Annotated in this window: 15 protein-coding genes and 1 tRNA gene; 9 read left to right on the top strand and 7 right to left on the bottom strand. The window is 66.2% G+C overall.

The window, feature by feature from the left end:
• Window positions 1-20: 20 nt before the first annotated feature.
• The 6 genes from kasB to aceE all read right to left on the bottom strand — a co-directional run bounded on the left by kasB (window position 21) and on the right by aceE (window position 8,326).
• The gene (gene kasB / locus MTY59_RS18890) at window positions 21-1,274 is read right to left on the bottom strand and encodes a 3-oxoacyl-ACP synthase KasB (protein WP_221042501.1); all 1,254 of its coding nucleotides are present in this window, start codon (window positions 1,272-1,274) and stop codon (window positions 21-23) included.
• A gap of 26 nt (window positions 1,275-1,300) precedes the next feature.
• Window positions 1,301-2,551 carry a 3-oxoacyl-ACP synthase KasA gene (gene kasA, locus MTY59_RS18895; RefSeq protein ID WP_221042502.1) on the bottom strand — a complete coding sequence of 417 codons (1,251 nt, stop codon included), beginning with the start codon at window positions 2,549-2,551 and terminating at the stop codon, window positions 1,301-1,303.
• Entirely contained in the window at window positions 2,548-2,895 is a 348-nt protein-coding gene (acpM, locus tag MTY59_RS18900) for a meromycolate extension acyl carrier protein AcpM (RefSeq protein WP_221042503.1), read from the bottom strand. The genes kasA and acpM overlap by 4 nt, the downstream gene beginning before the upstream one ends.
• 90 nt (window positions 2,896-2,985) lie before the next feature.
• Window positions 2,986-3,894, bottom strand: a complete 909-nt coding sequence (locus MTY59_RS18905) for an ACP S-malonyltransferase (protein WP_221042504.1) — start codon at window positions 3,892-3,894, stop codon at window positions 2,986-2,988.
• A gap of 143 nt (window positions 3,895-4,037) precedes the next feature.
• Window positions 4,038-5,360, bottom strand: a complete 1,323-nt coding sequence (locus tag MTY59_RS18910; RefSeq protein WP_221042505.1) for a PucR family transcriptional regulator — start codon at window positions 5,358-5,360, stop codon at window positions 4,038-4,040.
• 176 nt (window positions 5,361-5,536) lie between these two features.
• Window positions 5,537-8,326 (bottom strand): pyruvate dehydrogenase (acetyl-transferring), homodimeric type, encoded by a 2,790-nt coding sequence (gene aceE, locus MTY59_RS18915; RefSeq protein WP_221042506.1) that lies wholly within the window; start codon window positions 8,324-8,326, stop codon window positions 5,537-5,539.
• Window positions 8,327-8,512: 186 nt separating this feature from the next.
• On the opposite strand from aceE, the gene MTY59_RS18920 reads away from it, so the two are divergent.
• From MTY59_RS18920 to MTY59_RS18960, 9 genes are all read left to right on the top strand, one after another.
• Window positions 8,513-9,100: a hypothetical protein gene (locus MTY59_RS18920; protein ID WP_221042507.1), complete on the top strand. Its 588-nt coding sequence runs from the start codon at window positions 8,513-8,515 to the stop codon at window positions 9,098-9,100.
• A gap of 83 nt (window positions 9,101-9,183) precedes the next feature.
• Window positions 9,184-9,606, top strand: coding sequence for a DUF3052 domain-containing protein (locus tag MTY59_RS18925; protein WP_221042508.1), 423 nt, complete (start codon window positions 9,184-9,186; stop codon window positions 9,604-9,606).
• Window positions 9,606-10,067, top strand: coding sequence for a peroxiredoxin (locus MTY59_RS18930; RefSeq protein ID WP_221042509.1), 462 nt, complete (start codon window positions 9,606-9,608; stop codon window positions 10,065-10,067). The genes MTY59_RS18925 and MTY59_RS18930 overlap by 1 nt, the downstream gene beginning before the upstream one ends.
• A 56-nt stretch (window positions 10,068-10,123) precedes the next feature.
• Window positions 10,124-10,198: transfer RNA gene (locus MTY59_RS18935), tRNA-Val, on the top strand.
• A 181-nt stretch (window positions 10,199-10,379) separates the two neighbouring features.
• Window positions 10,380-11,180: an alpha/beta fold hydrolase gene (locus MTY59_RS18940; protein ID WP_221042510.1), complete on the top strand. Its 801-nt coding sequence runs from the start codon at window positions 10,380-10,382 to the stop codon at window positions 11,178-11,180.
• Complete coding sequence (locus tag MTY59_RS18945; protein WP_221042511.1) at window positions 11,177-12,352, top strand: PP2C family protein-serine/threonine phosphatase; 1,176 nt, start codon at window positions 11,177-11,179, stop codon at window positions 12,350-12,352. The genes MTY59_RS18940 and MTY59_RS18945 overlap by 4 nt, the downstream gene beginning before the upstream one ends.
• 144 nt (window positions 12,353-12,496) lie before the next feature.
• Window positions 12,497-13,462 (top strand): peroxiredoxin, encoded by a 966-nt coding sequence (locus MTY59_RS27715; protein ID WP_221042512.1) that lies wholly within the window; start codon window positions 12,497-12,499, stop codon window positions 13,460-13,462.
• A 1,193-nt stretch (window positions 13,463-14,655) separates the two neighbouring features.
• Window positions 14,656-15,669: a DUF732 domain-containing protein gene (locus tag MTY59_RS18955; RefSeq protein WP_221042513.1), complete on the top strand. Its 1,014-nt coding sequence runs from the start codon at window positions 14,656-14,658 to the stop codon at window positions 15,667-15,669.
• Between the two features lie 101 nt (window positions 15,670-15,770).
• Window positions 15,771-16,889, top strand: coding sequence for an epoxide hydrolase family protein (locus tag MTY59_RS18960; RefSeq protein WP_221042514.1), 1,119 nt, complete (start codon window positions 15,771-15,773; stop codon window positions 16,887-16,889).
• 5 nt (window positions 16,890-16,894) lie between these two features.
• Here MTY59_RS18960 and MTY59_RS18965 read toward each other — a convergent pair whose 3' ends face one another.
• Complete coding sequence (locus tag MTY59_RS18965; RefSeq protein WP_221042515.1) at window positions 16,895-17,290, bottom strand: VOC family protein; 396 nt, start codon at window positions 17,288-17,290, stop codon at window positions 16,895-16,897.
• Between the last annotated feature and the right edge of the window lie 84 nt (window positions 17,291-17,374).

Consider the following 17,374-nt stretch of genomic DNA (forward strand, 5'->3'; position numbering starts at 1 on the left):
GATATTCGGTGTTGCTCGGTTCAGTACCGCCCGAAGGCGATGGCCACGTTGTGTCCGCCGAAGCCGAACGAGTTGTTGATCGCGTACTCGTAGTTGCCGGGTCGGGGCTTGCCGGCCACGACGTCCAGGTCGATTTCGGGGTCGAGGTTTTCCAGGTTGAGCGTGGGTGGGACCACCTGGTCGCGCAGGGCGAGCACGGTCAGGATGGATTCCACGGCGCCGACCGCACCCACCGAGTGGCCCAGTGCGGCCTTGGGGGCGTAGACGGCGGGTTGGTGGCTGCCCAGCGCGTTGTTGATGGCCTTGCTCTCGGCGACGTCACCGACCGAGGTGCCGGTGGCGTGGGCGTTGACGTGGCCGATGTCGGACGGGCTGAGCCCGGCGAGCTGGATGGCGCGGCTCATCGCGTGGCCGGCGCGCAAGCCGTTGGGGTCCGGGGCGACCATGTGGTAGCCGTCGGAGGTGATGCTGGCACCCATGATGCGGGCCAAGATGTTGGCGCCGCGGGCTTTGGCGTGTTCCTCGGTCTCGATGACCAGCAGCGCGCCGGCCTCACCGAACACGAAGCCGGTGCGGTCGCGGTCGAACGGGCGGCACGCGCCGACCGGGTCGTCGTTCTTGGTCGACATCACGATGCGCATCTGGGCGAACGCCGCGATCGGCACTGCCTCGATCTTGGTCTCGACGCCACCGCAGATGGCGATGTCGGCCTCGCCGAACACGATGTTGCGCCAGGCCTGCGCCACACCCTCGGAACCCGACGCGCACGCCGATATGGGGGTGATGACGCCGGCCTTGGCGTGCCGTTCCAGTCCCACCGCCGCGGAGGCGCCGTTCGGCATGTACTTCTGCACCCCGAGCGGCGAAACGGCCTTCATACCACGCTGGCGCATGTCGTCGTAGCTGTAAACCAACTCCTCCGAGGACCCCAGGCCGGTGCCGATGGACACCATCAGCCGGTTGGAGTCGACCTCGGGGGAGCCGGCGTTCTCCCAGACCCGCCGGCCCAGAATGGTGGACATCCGCTGCAGGTAACCTGTTCGGCGCAACTCGACGCGCGTCATCTGGCTGTCGAATTCCTCCAGCAGGTGCCCGCCGATTCGCACCGGCAGGTCAAACTCCTCGACGAACGGATCCTCGAGGACCCGGATTCCACTTTGGCTGTCCAACAACAGCTTCCAGGTGGTTTCGGCATCAGTTGCCAGCGCGGTCGTCATGGCGACGCCAGTGACGACCACGTTTGGGAGTGTTTTCCCGGTAACCAACTCCGTCATGGGACTTGCGAACGTTCCTTCCGTACTCAGTAACGCCCGAAGGCGAGTGCCACGTTGTGGCCACCGAACCCGAACGAGTTGTTGATCGCATAACGGAACTCGCCGTAGCGAGGTTCGCCCGCGACAACATCGAGATCGATCTCGGGATCGGGTGTTTCGTAGTTGAGTGTTGGCGGTATCACGCCATCCCGAAGGCTCAATACCGTGAGAACAGATTCCAAAGCTCCGACCGCACCGATGGAGTGCCCCAGAGCCGACTTCGGTGCGTACACCGCCGCTTCCTGGCAACCCGCGACGCGAATGGCGTTGGCCTCGGCCGTGTCACCGATCGGCGTTGCCGTCCCGTGAGCATTGACGTGGTCGATGTCCTTGGGGGACAAACCCGCCAGCTCCAGCGACCGGGTCATGGCGCGACCGGCGCGCACGCCGTCCGCCGCCGGTGCCACCATGTGGAACGCGTCCGAGGTGATGCCGGCACCCATCAACCGGGCCAGTGGCTTTGCGCCACGAGCCTTGGCGTGCTCTTCGGTCTCGATGATCATCATCGCCCCGGCTTCACCGAACACGAAGCCGTCGCGGTCCTTGTCGAACGGCCGCGATGCGCGCTCGGGCTCATCGTTGCGCGTCGACATGGCCCGCATCATCGAGAACGCCGCGATGGGCAGCGCCTCGATGGGGCCCTCGACTCCACCGCAGACGGCGAAGTCCGCGTCACCCATGACGATCTGACGCCACGCGTGGGCGATCGCCTCCGAACCCGAGGAGCAGGCCGAGACCGGGGTGATGACCCCGGCGCGGGCACCGAGCTGCAGGCCCACCACCGCGGCGGCACCGTTGGGCATGATCATCTGAACGGCGAGCGGCGACACCTTGCGGGGGCCACCCTCGTTCATCAGGTCGTAGGTCTCAACAATCCGCTCGGCGCCGCCGAGCCCGGTGCCGACCACGACCGAGAACCGGTCGGGGTCGACCTCGGGGCTACCGGCGGTCTCCCATAGCTGAGTGCTCAGCACCTTGGCCAACCGCTGGACATACGACATGCGCCGCATGTCCAGCCTGCTCATGTGCTCGTCGATGGGCTCCCTGAGGTGACCGCCGATCTTGACGGGCAGATCCCACTTGGTGACGAACTCGTCTTCGAGGACGTGGATGCCGCTTTCGCCGGCCAACAAACCCTTCCACGTGCTCTCGATGTCCGGCGCGATCGATGTCGTCGCCGTGACAGCGGTTACCACGACATTGGGGTAACCGCCATTAGCAGTGGAAGGCTTGCTCACTTGCTGTCCGCTTCCAGCCTCGACTTGACGTTGGCGACCGCGTCGGGGTTCTCGGTCTCCAGCTTGGCGCGCAGCGCCTCGGCAGCCTCGGGGTTCTCTTCCTCGAGCTTCTGGATGTAGTTCACGACGTCACCGACGGTGCGCAGACCAGCGAGGTCCTCGTCGGGGATCTTGACGCCGTACTTGTCCTCGGTCTGAACGGCGATCTCGACCATCGACAGCGAGTCGATGTCCAGGTCGTCGACGAAGGACTTCTCCGGGGTGACCTCGGAGGGCTCGATACCGGTCACCTCTTCGATGATCTCGGCGATACCGGCGATGATTTCTTCCTGGCTGACAGCCACGGCGTGCTTCCCTTCGTAATGTGTTGTGTGTTAGTCGAATTGACGACGTGCTATGCGGTTGTACTGGTTGTGCAACTGGTCGAGCTGGCTTTAGAGCTCGGCCAAAGCGTCCAGGTCTGCGGGCGACTTGACGGCGCGAGCCGTCACCCCCCGAAGTTCTCGTTTGGCGATGCCGGTGAGAGTGCCCGCGGGCGGGAACTCCACGGCTGCAGTGACTTCCAGGTCACGCAGCGTCGCGGTGCACAGGTCCCAGCGGACCGGCTGGGTCAGCTGAGCGACCAGCGCCTCCATCGCCGCGGCCGCCGAAGCGACCGGCTTGCCGTCGCGGTTCGACAGCAGCTTGGCGGTCGGCTCGGACGTCTGAACGGCGGCCGCCGCGGCGGCGTAGCCGTCGAGCGCCGACGCCATGTACCTGGTGTGGAACGCTCCGGCCACACCGAGGGCACGCACCCGGGCCTTCTCCGGCGGGTCTTCGGCCAGCTTCTCCAGCGCGGTCAGCGCGCCGGCCGCGACGATCTGCCCGGCGGCATTGCGGTTGGCCGGGAACAGGTCGAGCTGCTCGAGGCGGGCCAGGACCTCGCTCTCGTCGCCGCCGAGTACCGCGGACATGCCGGTGGGCTCGATGGCGCAAGCCTTGGCCATCTCGGCGCCACGGGTGGCGGCCAGCGCGACGGCGTCGTCGGCTGCGATCACGCCGGCGATCGCGTAGGCGGCGATCTCTCCGACGGAGTGGCCGGCCACGACCAGGTCGGCGTCCGACAGCAGGCCGCGCTTGGTCAGCTCCTGGTGGGCCAGCAGCGTGGCGGCCACGACCAGCGGCTGGGTGACCGCGGTGTCGGTGATCTCTTCGGTCGATGCGGTGGTGCCCAGGCGCACGAGGTCGAGGCCACTGGCCTTGGACCACAGCGCCAACTGGTCAGCGGCGCCGGCGAGCTCCAGCCATGGCGAGAGCATCCCCTCGGTCTGCGAACCCTGTCCGGGCGCAAGTAATGCAATCACGTGTTTAAGAGAACACTGTGGAAACGGTTTTGGCGGGTGTATCAGATTATGAACCTCGTCTTAGGTTTTTGTGTAGACCCTACAAAACGGCTCCGTAAGCTACTGGTTTGATATCGTGCCGCGACCTGTTGCCTAAGTCACTATCACCCGGATTGCCCCACAACAGCCCCTCTGACCGGCAGCGGAACCGCGGGCATGGCGTTGCCGGAGGTGCTGGACGGAGTGGTCGGATAGTTGAGCTGGCCTACCGTCGCCGCCACTCGCAGCACATATGCGTCGCGGGGCTGCATGGGATCGCGGCCGGTGAAGTCGGTGATCCGCCTGAGTCGGTAGCGCACGGTGTTTGGATGAACGAACAACTTTCTGGCACAAGCCTCAATCGCGCCGCCACAATCTAAGTAAGCGTCAAGGGTCTCGATCAGCGTAGGACCCGCGTCGGCCAGCGGGCCCATCACGTCGGTGTGCAGCGCCACGATTGCCGAGGCATCGCCCATCAGGGCCCGTTCGGGCAGCAGTTCGCGGGCCGGCACCGGACGTGGCGCACCGCGCCAGCCGCCGACGGCGTTCATGCCGGATATCGCCTCGCTGGCGCTGTGATAGGCCGCCGTCAGCATGGGCGCGGTGGGTCCGACGACCACCGGGCCGTCGGCGAAGGCGACCAGCAGATCGCCGAGGAATTTGTCGGTTGGCGACAGTTGGCCTGACACGATCGCGACCAGCCAGGTGCCGTGTACGTCGGTGAGGGCCGCGCGCCCGTGCTGTGCGGCGATATCGCGGACGTGCTGGCTCGCGCGCTCGCTGTCGTCGGGGCCGGTCGACCCGCCGCGCCCGGGGGCCGGGGTGCCGACCACGACCGTCGCCGGGGCGGTGGTGTCCCAGTTCAGTGCGGCGGCGCGGGACAGCAGCTCGGGGCCGGTGTCGCCGCGGACCACTGCGTCGACGACGCTGGCCTCCATCCGGCTGTCCCACGTCCCGCGGGCCTCGGCCGCGTTCGCGTACGCGGTCGCGGCGGTGAACGCCAGATCGCGGCTGTACTTGAGAATGCCCACCGTCAGCGCGGTCAGCTGGTCCTCGGAGCGGGCCAGCAGCGGGACGACCTCCTCGAAGAAGTCCATGGTCACGCGCGCCATGTCGACGCTGTGGCGCAGTGCGATGCGGCGGGCGAGGTCCTGTGGCACCAGCTCGAAGGCCTGCGCGGTGTGGCTGACGTTGCTGTGCGGGTCCTGCATCCACTCGGCGAAGTTGTTGATGGCCGTCTGCACCACCAGCGCCATGCTGGCCCGCTGCGACGCTTCCAGGTCGCCGAAGAACGGCAACCGATCGCCCATCACCGAGACCGCCTCGGTGGCCAGCCGACCGGAGTACTGCTTCAGCCGCCGCAGGACCGAATCCGGCACGGTGTCCAGCAGCTCCAGCGGGGATCGGGGCTGCTTGGCGAACGGACCGGCGAAGGGGTTGTCATTCACCCCTAAAACCTACGCGTCTTTTCTGGAAGTTTCCGCCAAAGGCGGCGCGTGGCGTTCTTAAGATCGCCTCAAGGTAGCGGGCCGCGGGGTCGTCGAGCGTGCGGCCAGCCGCAGGCTCGACGACCACTGTGCGGCTGGGCGCGCACTCGTCAGCGAGCCCGAGGCGAAGCGTGGGGTCAGGCCACGCCGGGGTCTGACGTCTGCTCCGGGGCGGCCAGCACGTCGTCGATCTTGTACTGGCGGGCGGCCGCGGTCGGCACCGACGGGTCGATCTCGCCGTCGCGGGCCAGCGCCTCCAGCACCGCCACCACCTGCGACTCGGCGTCGGTGTTGAAGTATCGCCGCGCCGCAGGCCGGGTGTCGGAGAAGCCGAACCCGTCGGTGCCCAGGGTGACGTAGGTGCCCGGCACCCAGGGCCGGATCTGCTCGGCCACCGCGCGCATCCAGTCGGACACGGCGACCACGGGGCCGACGGCGTTCGACAGGGCCTGGGTGACGTACGGGACACCGGCCGGCCGGTCCGGATGGCGCAGCCGCGCCCGGTCGACGGCCACGCCGTCGCGGTTCAACTCGCCCCAGCTGGTTACCGACCACACGTCGGCGGCGACGTCCCACTCCGCGGCCAGCATCTGCGCGGCGTTGAGTGCCGACGGCATCGCCACCCCCGACGCCAGGATCTGCGCCTTGTTGGCCCGCTGTTCGGTGGCGACGTGGTAGCGGTACAAACCCCGCAGCACGCCCTCGGGGTCGAAGTTCTCCGGCTCGGGCGGCTGCACGTACGGCTCGTTGTAGATGGTGATGTAGAAGTAGACGTCCTCGGGGTTCTCCCCGAACATCCGCGCCAGCCCGCTCTCCACGATGTAGGCGATTTCGTAGGCGAAAGCCGGGTCGTAGGCGACCACCGCCGGGTTGGTGCTGGCCAGCAGCAGCGAGTGGCCATCGGCGTGCTGCAGGCCCTCGCCCGTCAGCGTGGTGCGCCCTGCGGTGGCACCGAGTAGGAAGCCGCGAGCCATCTGGTCGGCGGCGGCCCACAAGCCGTCACCGGTGCGCTGGAAGCCGAACATCGAATAGAAGATGTAGATCGGGATCATCGGCTCGTTGTGCGTCGCATACGACGTGCCCGCCGCGATGAACGAACCGACCGACCCGGCCTCGTTGATGCCCTCGTGCAGGATGTGGCCGGCTTCGCTTTCCTTATAGGCCAGCATCAACTCGGCGTCCACGGCGGTGTACAGCTGACCGTTGCGGTTGTAGATCTTCAGCGACGGGAACCACGAGTCCATGCCGAAGGTGCGCGCCTCGTCGGGAATGATCGGCACGATGCGCGGGCCAATCTCCTTGTCCCGCAACACTTCCTTGAAGGTGCGCACCGTCGCCATGGTGGTGGCGACCTCCTGGGTTCCCGATCCCTTCTTCAGCGCGGCGTAGGTGTCGCGGCCGGGCAGCCGCAGCGCCTTGGCCTTCGTCCGCCGCTCGGGCAGAAACCCGCCGAGGGTGCGCCGGCGGTCGACCATGTAGCGGATCTCCTCGGCGTCGGAGCCGGGGTGGTAGTAGGGCGGCAGGTAGGGATCCTCTTCCAGCTGGGCATCGCTGATCGGAATCCGAATCGCGTCGCGGAAGTCCTTAAGGTCTTGCAACGCAAGCTTTTTCATCTGATGCGTGGCGTTGCGTCCCTGGAAGTGCGCACCCAGTGAGTAGCCCTTGATGGTCTTGGCCAGGATCACCGTGGGCTGGCCCTTGTGGTCGACGGCGGCGCGGTAGGCGGCGTAGACCTTGCGGTAGTCGTGGCCGCCGCGCTTGAGGTTCCAGATTTCGGAATCGCTCATGTTCTCCACGAGCGCCTTGGTGCGCGGGTCGCGGCCGAAGAAGTGGTCGCGCACGTACGCGCCGTCGTTGGCCTTGTACGTCTGGTAATCCCCGTCCGGCGTGGAATTCATCAGGTTCACCAGCGCGCCGTCGCGGTCGGCGTGCAGCAGGGCGTCCCACTCGCGGCCCCAGACCACCTTGATGACGTTCCACCCGGCGCCGCGGAAGTACGACTCCAGCTCCTGGATGATCTTGCCGTTGCCGCGGACCGGGCCGTCGAGACGCTGCAGGTTGCAGTTGACGACGAAGGTCAAATTGTCCAGACCCTCCAGCGCGGCGACGTGCGCCAGGCCGCGGCTCTCCGGCTCGTCCATCTCGCCGTCGCCCAGGAAGCACCACACGTGCTGGTCGGAGGTGTCCTTGATGCCGCGGTCGTGCAGGTAGTGGTTGAACCGCGCCTGGTAGATGGCGTTGAGCGGGCCCAGGCCCATCGAGACCGTGGGGAATTCCCAGAAGTCGGGCATCAGCCGCGGGTGCGGGTAGGACGGCAGTCCGCCGGCGGCGTGGCTGTGCTCCTGCCGGAAGCCGTCCATCCGGTCGGCGGTCAGGCGGCCTTCCAGGAACGCGCGCGCATAGATGCCCGGCGACGCGTGGCCCTGGATGAACACCTGATCCCCGCCGCCGGGGTGCGACTTGCCGCGGAAGAAGTGGTTGAAGCCGACCTCGTAGAGCGCCGCGGACGAGGCGTAGGTCGAAATGTGGCCGCCCACACCGACTCCCGGGCGCTGGGCGCGGTGCACCATGATCGCGGCGTTCCACCGGATCCACGCCCGGTAGCGCCGTTCGACATCCTCGTCGCCGGGGAACCACGGCTCGAGCTCGGTCGGGATGGTGTTGACGTAATCGGTAGACGTCAGCGACGGGATCGCGACGCGCTGCTCGCCGGCCCGTTCCAGCAATCGCAGCATCAGATAGCGCGCCCGCGACGGGCCGGAGCGCTCCAGCAATGCGTCGAAGGACTCCAGCCACTCCGACGTCTCGTCCGGATCGATGTCGGGTAGGTAGGAGGCCACCCCCTCGCGGATCACCCGAACGCGGTCGGGTTCGGTTGCGCCGGTGGGGTTTGTGGCCAGATCGTGGCGCACGAACTCAGTTGTCAACGCACTACTCCTGTTGTGTGGCGGAATGTGTGCCGTAACGGGTGGGTCGCACCCTGCCCACCATCGTGCCGCACCGAGGTTTCGTGCGGATAGCCGACATCGGGTAGCCGACGGAGGCTGCACCTGGCGAACACCAACTCGGCGTGTATGGGGCAGCTGGGCAACCCACCCGGTAACGTCAGGCTTGTGCTCATCCGGTGGGATGCCGTCCCTCAGACGCAGGTGAAGGCCATGCCCCGGCGCGGGGCGCTGGCCCTCGGGTGTGTCGCCGTGACGCTGATGGGCATCGTCGGGTGCACCTCCGTCACCAACGGCACGGCAACGCCGGACACCAAAGTGGCGCCGGCCTACCGGCAGTCGGTGTCGGCGTCGGTGTCCGCGTCGTCGGTGACGTCGAGCGTCCGAGAGTCTCAGCGGCAACAGTCGCTGACCACCAAGGCGGTGCGCACCGCCTGCGCCACGCTGATCACCACCAGCAAGAACGCGATCGACAAGACCAACGAATTCGTCCAGGCGTTCAACGCCGGCCGCGGCACCGGCCCCACCGAAGGGCCGGCCATCGACGCCCTCAACGACAGCGCCACCACGGTGGGCAACAGCTTCAACGACGCGATGTCGCAGCAGATCAAGGACGCCTTCAACGCCTACATCGACGCCGCCCGCGCGGTGGCGAACGCCATCGGCACCCACGCGGGGACCGGGGAATTCAACAAGCGGGTCGATCAACTCAACGACACGAAGAAGAACGCGGTGAAACTGTGCCTGGCTACGTAAGGATGCGGAAGTATGGACCACGTTCTGGCTGTGCGACGATAATCCCCAATCGCATAGCGCGCGGACGTTAAGGAGGTTCCACGGTGGTCGCGGCGGATCACGCCCCGAGCTACGCCCGCAAATTGGGCATCGAACGGGACCAAGTCGTCCAGGAGTGGGGCTGGGACGAAGACACCGATGACGAGATCCGCGCTGCGGTCGAGGAAGCCTGCGGCAGTGAGTTGCTCGACGAGGACACTGACGAGGTGGTCGACGTCGTGCTGCTCTGGTGGCGTGACGGTGACGGCGACCTGGTGGACACCCTGATGGACGCGATCGGCCCGCTGGCCGAAGACGGCGTGATCTGGGTGCTGACGCCCAAGACGGGCAAGCCGGGTCACGTACTGCCGGCCGAAATCGCCGAGGCGGCCCCCACCGCCGGTCTGATGCCGACCTCGTCGGTCAACCTGGGCGACTGGAGCGCCAGCCGGCTGGTACAGCCCAAATCCCGTGCCGGGAAGCGTTGATGCTGCCCGTCGGCACAGCCGCCCCGGATTTCACCTTGCGCGACCAGAACCAACAGCGCGTCACGCTGAGTTCCTACCGGGACGCCAAGAACGTTCTGCTGGTGTTTTTCCCGCTGGCCTTCACCGGGATCTGCCAGGGCGAGCTGGACCTGTTGCGTGACCACCTGCCCGAGTTCGAAAACGACGAGAGCGCGGCGCTGGCCATCTCGGTGGGGCCGCCGCCCACGCACCGGGTGTGGTCGCTGGACAGCGGCTTCACCTTTCCGGTGCTGTCGGACTTCTGGCCGCACGGCGCGGTCAGCCAGAGCTACGGCGTGTTCAATGACGACGCCGGCTACTCCAACCGGGGGACGTTCGTCGTTGATCGGTCCGGGATCATTCGCTTCGCCGAGATGAAGCAGCCCGGCGAGTCCCGCGACCAGCGGCTCTGGACCGACGCACTGGCGGCCTTGCGGGCCTAGAGAGGGGCCTCGAATTTTGGGAAGTTGGCCTTCGGGCGGGTAGCCTGCCCGGGCACGGGCGCGTAGCTCAGTGGTAGAGCTCTGGTTTTACACACCAGCGGTCGGCGGTTCGATACCGTCCGCGCCCACCATCGTTATTGCAGATCGTGCCGGCGGATCGACACGATTGGAGACAGCGCTCGCGTGGCACGAAGTTGTTCGCGCACAACGTAAATCGAAGGAAGGAAATGCCGACGCGATAACGCAGCCGGTGGCGGTAGCAGGAGGTGTGGTGCGTGTTGCCCGGATGCAGTGGCGGCTTAGGCTGTGACTGTGGACGTCTGTGTCAGGAATAACGTCAAGATTGTTGGCGCCCACGATGGTCCAATGGTCGTCCTTGCGCATGGCTTCGGCTGTGATCAGCGGCTGTGGCGTCTGGTCGTCGACCGTTTGGAGGGCGACTTCCGGTTGCTGCTCTTCGACCACGTCGGTTCCGGTGAGTCGGATCCGGCTTCCTGGAACGCAGAAAAGTACTCGTCGCTGGCCGGCTACGCCGCTGACGTCCTAGACATGGTGCGTGAACTGGACCTGCGCGACGTCGTGTTCGTCGGGCACTCGGTCGCCGCGATAATCGGCGCGCTGGCGGTCATCGCCGAGCCCAGCAGGTTCGCGAAGCTGGTCATGCTGACACCGTCTCCGTGCTACATCGACGATGGTGCTTATCGCGGCGGGTTTTCGCAGTCCGATATCGACGAACTCCTCGAATCCTTGGAGCTCAATTACCTGGGCTGGTCGCATGCGATGGCACCGGTCATCATGGGAACCCCGGACCGCCCCGAGCTAGAGGACGAGTTGGCCGAGACCTTTTGCCGCAACGATCCCGCGCATCTGCGCGTTTTCGCCCGTGCCACATTCCTGTCCGATAACCGCGCCGACCTCGCACGGATACCGGTGCCCACGCTGGTGATCGAATGTGCACAAGACGCGGTCGCGCCGCGCGAGGTCGGCGCCTACGTCCATGCAAACATCCCGGACAGTCGACTGGTCACCCTGGACGCAACCGGACATTGCCCCCAAGTAAGCGCCCCAGACGCCACTGCGTCGGCGATCTCGGCCTTCGTTCGATCGGCGTGACCGACTTCAGCCTGGAGGACTGCTGGGAGAACAGTCCCTGCGGCCACCTCATTGCGCGCCCCGATCGTCGGATCATCCGCGTCAACGCCACCTTGAGCCGATGGCTGGGTTATGACCGAAACGCATTGCAAGGCAGATTGTTCAGCGATTTATTCACCGCGGGTGGCCGCATCCACTACGACACCCATTTCGGGCCACTGTTACGCATGAGCGGCGAGCTCAACGGCATCACAGTGGACCTCGTGACGGCCGACGGAGCGCGGCTGCCCATGTTTCTCACCGCCAACGTCAAGACAGGCGCCGACGGCCAGCCGGAATTGCTGCGAATCACCGCGGTCGATGCCGCCGACCGCCGCGCCTATGAACGAGAGCTCCTGGAAGAGCGACGGCGGGTCGCGATGGAGCACGGTCGCGTTCGGGCATTCGCTGAGACACTGCGTCGCTCACTACTCCCGCCAGTGCTGTCGCCTCCCGCCGGAATGGACGCAGCCGATTACTACTACACCGCGTCGGACGATGACGTGGGCGGCGATTTTTACGACCTTTTCCCGCTGTCCCGCACGAAGTGGGGTTTCTTCATCGGCGATGTCGTGGGCAAAGGGGTTGATGCGGCTGTGGTAACCGGATTGACCAGGTATGCCCTGCGTGCCGCGGCGGTATCCGACGATGATCCCGTGCAAGTACTGCACAATCTGCACTCCGTGCTCGGTCAAGAGCTTGGTGCCCAGCACGGCCGATTCTGCACCGTGATCTACGGCAATGTGACCATGCCGAATGATGGGTTCGACGTCGAGCTCGCCAGCGGAGGGCATCTTCCCCCACTGTTGCTGCAGGCCGACGGCAGCGCCTACTACGTGGACAGCATCGGCGGCCACGCCGTGGGCCTCGTCGCGGAGCCGCGCTTCGTTGCCAGCAGGTTCCACCTTGCGCCCGGCGACACGTTGGTCCTCTACACGGACGGACTAACCGAGGCCAGTACCGGCGTCGGTCGCGAACGCTATGACGATCGAGGGGCGCTACTGCAGTTCGCGAAATCGCTCGCGCCGGCGTCGGCGTCAGAAATCGTTGAAGCCGTCCACGTGTTGCTCGACAGCCTTGGCCGCGGGGTTCAGGACGACGCCGCTGTGCTAGCGCTCGGCGTGCCCTCGCTGACAAGCCGCGAGCGACCATGACGCACGGGAGACGCCGGTTCGTGCCTGCGCACGACCATCGATAGACGTGCAGGACAGCGTCGAGCGGCCTTCATGAGCTGTTCGGCCGCGACCAAATTATCCGAGTCGGCGTCGCGCAGAGGTTCCCGGCGTTACTCTTTGCCGATGATCGCGGGCGAGAAGGCGCCTGACTTCACTCTGTACGACCACACGGGTCGGCCTCGGGCACTGTCCACGCTGCTGTCCGAAGGGCCGGTTGTGCTGTTCTTCTTCCCACTGGCCTCCTCACCGATCTGTACAGCCCAGGCTTGTCATTTTCGGGACCTGAGCAATGAATTCTTCACGGTGGGCGCCCAGCGGGTGGGCATCAGCACCGACACCGTCGACAGGCAGGCCCACTTCGCCCAACAGCGCTCGTTCGACTATCCACTGCTCTCCGACGCGGACGGCGTGGTGTCCGAGCTGTTCGGAGTGCGCCGAGGCAGGCTGGCGAAGCTGCGTAGATCCGTCGTGGCGCGCGATGAGGTCCGGCGTGGCCGGCACACTCGGCGCCGTGGCCTGCTGGCGCGGCTGCTGCCGGTCAGACGGACCACCTTCGTCATCGACACCGATCGCACCGTACTCAAAGTGGTCTCCAACGAGCTGCGCGCATCGGTGCACGCAGACCAGGCCTTGTGGTACTTGCAGCACCACAAGGGACCGCATAGTTCGCCACATGTCCGCGGGAAACACGCCGACCCGCATCACCAGTCGGGGGACGAGGGAACAGAACGGGAAACCGCGGACGAGGCGAGTCTGGTCCGGCCATACACGCTGACGGGCGGTCGTACCGACTCCGGTGTCGAACTGGCACTCGAGGCTCCGGTTGAAGCGCTCACCACCACAGCGAAGCGGCCGCGCTGGCCGAGAAACGATGTGCGGGGCCAGATCCTGACGTATTGCGCGCAGAGCCCCTCGGTCGCGGAGATCGCCGCGCGTCTGTCCTTGCCGCTCGGTGCGACGCGATTCTTGGTCGGCGAACTGGTGACACAGGGTTACCTGCGGGTGCACGCACCCCTCGGTGACTCGATGACGGTCGACGAGCGACGGGAACTGATAGGCAGGACCCTAAGTGGCCTACGAGCGCTCTGAGAGGGCCGGCGCCGCTTGACGAAGATCGTCGTCTCTTATGCCAAGAGGTACAGGGGGACGTCACCGCATAAAACGCGGTAGCCCCTTGGCTCTGGTGTTGCGCACCAGCGGTCGGCGGCTTACCGTCCGCGCCGACCAACGTTGATGCAGGTCCGTCAGAGCGCGATCCAGTCGCGTTGGCAAGCAGGATCTAGTCCATTCCGCCTGCGCCGCTTCATGTCCCGGCGATCGTGCCGGCGATCGTGCGGGCAAGGTCGATGTCGGCCGAGCCGCGCCGGTCACGATCCGTCCAGCGGTGACGACGCGTTGTTTGGTCGGCAGCGCGCCGAACCGGGCGAGGTCGTCGTGGTCGTGTCAATGGGTGATCGCGGGCAGTCCTTGGGCGACCCGGCCGAAGCGGGCCGTCGCGCGCGAACCCCGAAGCGAAATTAACCGGAGGTTGCGAATTCGAGTTATCGGGGCGCGCCAAAAGATACGGGTGATGAAGCCTTCCGCCACAGCGCCAAGGCATCCGACTTCGGAACCGACGATGCCGGAAAGGCTGCTGCAGAATTCGAAGGCTTTTCACGCGGCGCGGGTGCCGAAAACCGACGAGCCTTCGAACGGCCAACTACGGTCCGGGAAACCGCTGCGACGTAGATCGTCTGCTGGGTTGGCAGGGGTTTCGCGGGCTACCACCAGCGGGTTCATGCTGGATTCACGGTCCGTTTTTGCTGCGTTTTTCGCATCCCGGATCATTTCTTCGCTTGCAGGATAACAGCTAACGCGCAGCAAGGACCCAGGAATTGCCCAACTCGTGTATAAACTGCGGGGATACGATATTGACATGCCGTTAATTAGCGGCGAAATAATTGCTGGACACGCCATTCTACGGCTACCGAAATGTAGGCTATCCCGCCGCCGGGCGCGCCCCCCGAATATCTTGCGGATCAAACCCGGGGGCGGCGGCTACGGAATCCTGATGCGATCTCGCGATAGCGCACAGCATCGGCGAAACGACCGAGTCCCGCCACCATCCGCGTCGCCCCGCAGCGACTGGCGCGCCCCGAAATGGCCGCCAGTTCCGTCCCCGGGATGTCCGCAACTTTTGTGTCCGGTCAGGCAACGCCACCCCACAGCTACCCACACCCGTGGCGTAGATGAATATCCACTGCTCGTCAGGCGACGGGCCCTAGCGGAACGAAGGTACTGCCATGTTTACCGGCATCACCAGGTCCACCGGCATCACCAGGCACAGCCACGTCGGCACTCTGGTTACCGCCATCCTGGTGTTATCCGGCGCTGCAATTCTGCGCGGCGGCGCAGCAGCGGCCGACTCGAACCAAGACGATCAGTTTCTCGCGCTACTCGACCAAGAAGGCATCCCTGCCCTCGAAGGTGTTCCATACCTCATCGATACCGCCCATAAGGTTTGTCGCGCAGTAGATGCCGGCTTTTCGGCGAACGCCGTAGTGGACGCGATGGTGCAGTTTGCGTACAGCCAGGACCCGGCCGAGCGCAATTACGACCCCGGCCGCCTCGCGCGCACTGAGGCTCGATTCGTCACTGCCTCAGTGGGGGCCTACTGCCCGTACGATCGCGGCAAGGTCGCTAACCTCGTCGCTAATCCCGCCGCGGAATGGAATGTGCCGATGCCCCCGGGGGCCGCGCACGCGCACAATGCGGTCAACTCAGGAGGCGTTGAACTGGAATCGCCCACGGCGTCAAGCGCATTCACAACGCGGGCACAATGGCAGGAATCGACGGGCACCGGTGCGGTGCAACTGCCATATTTGATGGACCGGGACGTGCTGATGGCGGCCCGATCGTTTGGCGACCGCCCGGATTTCCGCGCGCCCGGCACAGCGCTCGGTTCGCGGATTGGAGCGGTTCCTGCCGGAGAGGTCACCCAGCCGAACCCGCCGCAGCTTCCGGCGCCACCACCGCCGTTGCTGCACCAGACACCACCCCAGCCGGTCGCGGCACCGCCTCGGCCGCAACGGGTGCCGCCGCCACCACAGTCGCCGCCAAGTCCTAGGGTCGCCCCGCAACCCGGGGCCGCACCCGGCAATGGCGGCGGTGCAAGCACCGGTGGTGACCTTCCGGCGGCGCCGCCGCCGGCACCGCCCGAGGCGCCCCCTCCGCCGGCACCGCCTGTGGCGCCCCCGCCGCCACCGCCGCCACCGCCGCCACCTATGGCGCCGGGCTTTGTCAGGCTCGCACCCTGAGAAAGTGACTAAGCTCGGCGGCCCGCGGGCCGTCCGTGCTCACGCATGCGCCTGCGGGGGGCGTGTGCGGCGCCGATCGCACTCGGGAGCACTATGAACGCGTGAAACCGTTCCGCATCGACGTTCCCGACGACGTTCTCGACGATCTGCGATCGCGGCTGGCCCGCACGCGTTGGCCCGAGGCCGAATGCGTGAACGACTGGAGCCAGGGCGTGCCGTTGGCCTACACCCGTGAACTGGCCGAATACTGGGCCAGCGGCTACGACTGGCGTTCGAGGGAGGCCGCGCTCAACCGCTTCGATCAATTCACCACCGAAATCGACGGGCTGGACATCCATTTCATCCACCAGCGATCCCCGCACGCCGACGCCTTCCCGCTGGTGATCACGCACGGCTGGCCGGGCTCAATCGTGGAGTTCCACAAGGTGATCGAGCCGTTGACCAATCCCGCCTCGGGCCGCGCCGAGGATGCCTTCCACGTCGTGTGTCCGTCGCTGCCGGGCTACGGCTTCTCGGGCAAGCCCACCCACACCGGATGGGGCGTGGAAAAGATCGCCGAGGCGTGGGAAACGCTCATGCTGGGTCTGGGCTACGACCGCTACGGCGCCCAGGGCGGCGACTGGGGTGCCGCGGTCACGACACAGATCGGCCGCAATGTCGGCCACTGCGTGGGCATCCACCTGAACATGCCGGTCGGCCGGCCCAGCAAGGACTCGCTGACGAACCCGACCGAGGAGGAGCAACGAGCGCTTGCCGGGTTGGCCAACCACCGCAAGTGGGGCACCGGCTATTCCAAGCAACAGTCCACCCGGCCGCAAACACTGGGCTACGGCCTGGCCGATTCGCCCACGGGACAGCTGGCCTGGATCGTCGAAAAGTTCTGGGACTGGGCCGATTGCGACGGGCACCCCGAGAACGCGGTCAGCCGCGACGAGCTGCTCGACAACGTGATGGTCTATTGGGTGACCAACACCGCCGCGTCCTCGGCCCGTCTGTACTGGGAGAGCTTTGCGGTGTGGGGCGGCGGGGACCGCGTCGAATTGCCCACGGGCGTCGCGGCTTTCCCCGGGGAGCTGCTCAAGGCGCCGCGCAGCTGGTGCGAGCCGGTCTACAACATCACCCACTGGACGGACATGCCGCGGGGCGGGCATTTCGCGGCGTTCGAACAACCAGAGCTGTTCGTCGAGGACCTGCGCGCGTTCTTCGCGACCGTGCGCTGAGCGAATCAGCCGGGCGGGGCGAAGAACTCCAGCGCTATGCCGTCGGGGTCGCGGAAACTCAGCCCCGAGCCGTACGGTGCATCCACGATGCCGCCGTGCTCGATGCCCAGTTCGCCAAGCCGGGTGACCCACCTCTCCAGCTCGCCGCGGTTGGCGCAGCCGAAGCCGACGTGGTCGAGGCCGACGTGATGTTCGCTGAACTGTTCCTCGGGGGCAGCTCGGTCGTGCTGATGAATGCCGAATACGGTGCCGCCGTCGAGGATCCACACCTGGTGGTGGAAGCCGGCGTCGGTGTGCTCGTCGAGGATCGGGTCGGCGCCGAGCAGGTTGCGATACCACGGTCCGCTGACTTCGAGGTCGCGCACCGTGACCGCGACGTGGTTGAGCGCTGGAAAGGTCATGCCTTGCCACGTTAGTCCCATATGATCCGCCGGCCCCAGCTTGCTCGAGATCGCATGTCCGACAGGTGGAGCCGGTAACCGAAG

The organism is Mycobacterium senriense, assembly GCF_019668465.1.
Classification (GTDB): domain Bacteria; phylum Actinomycetota; class Actinomycetes; order Mycobacteriales; family Mycobacteriaceae; genus Mycobacterium; species Mycobacterium senriense.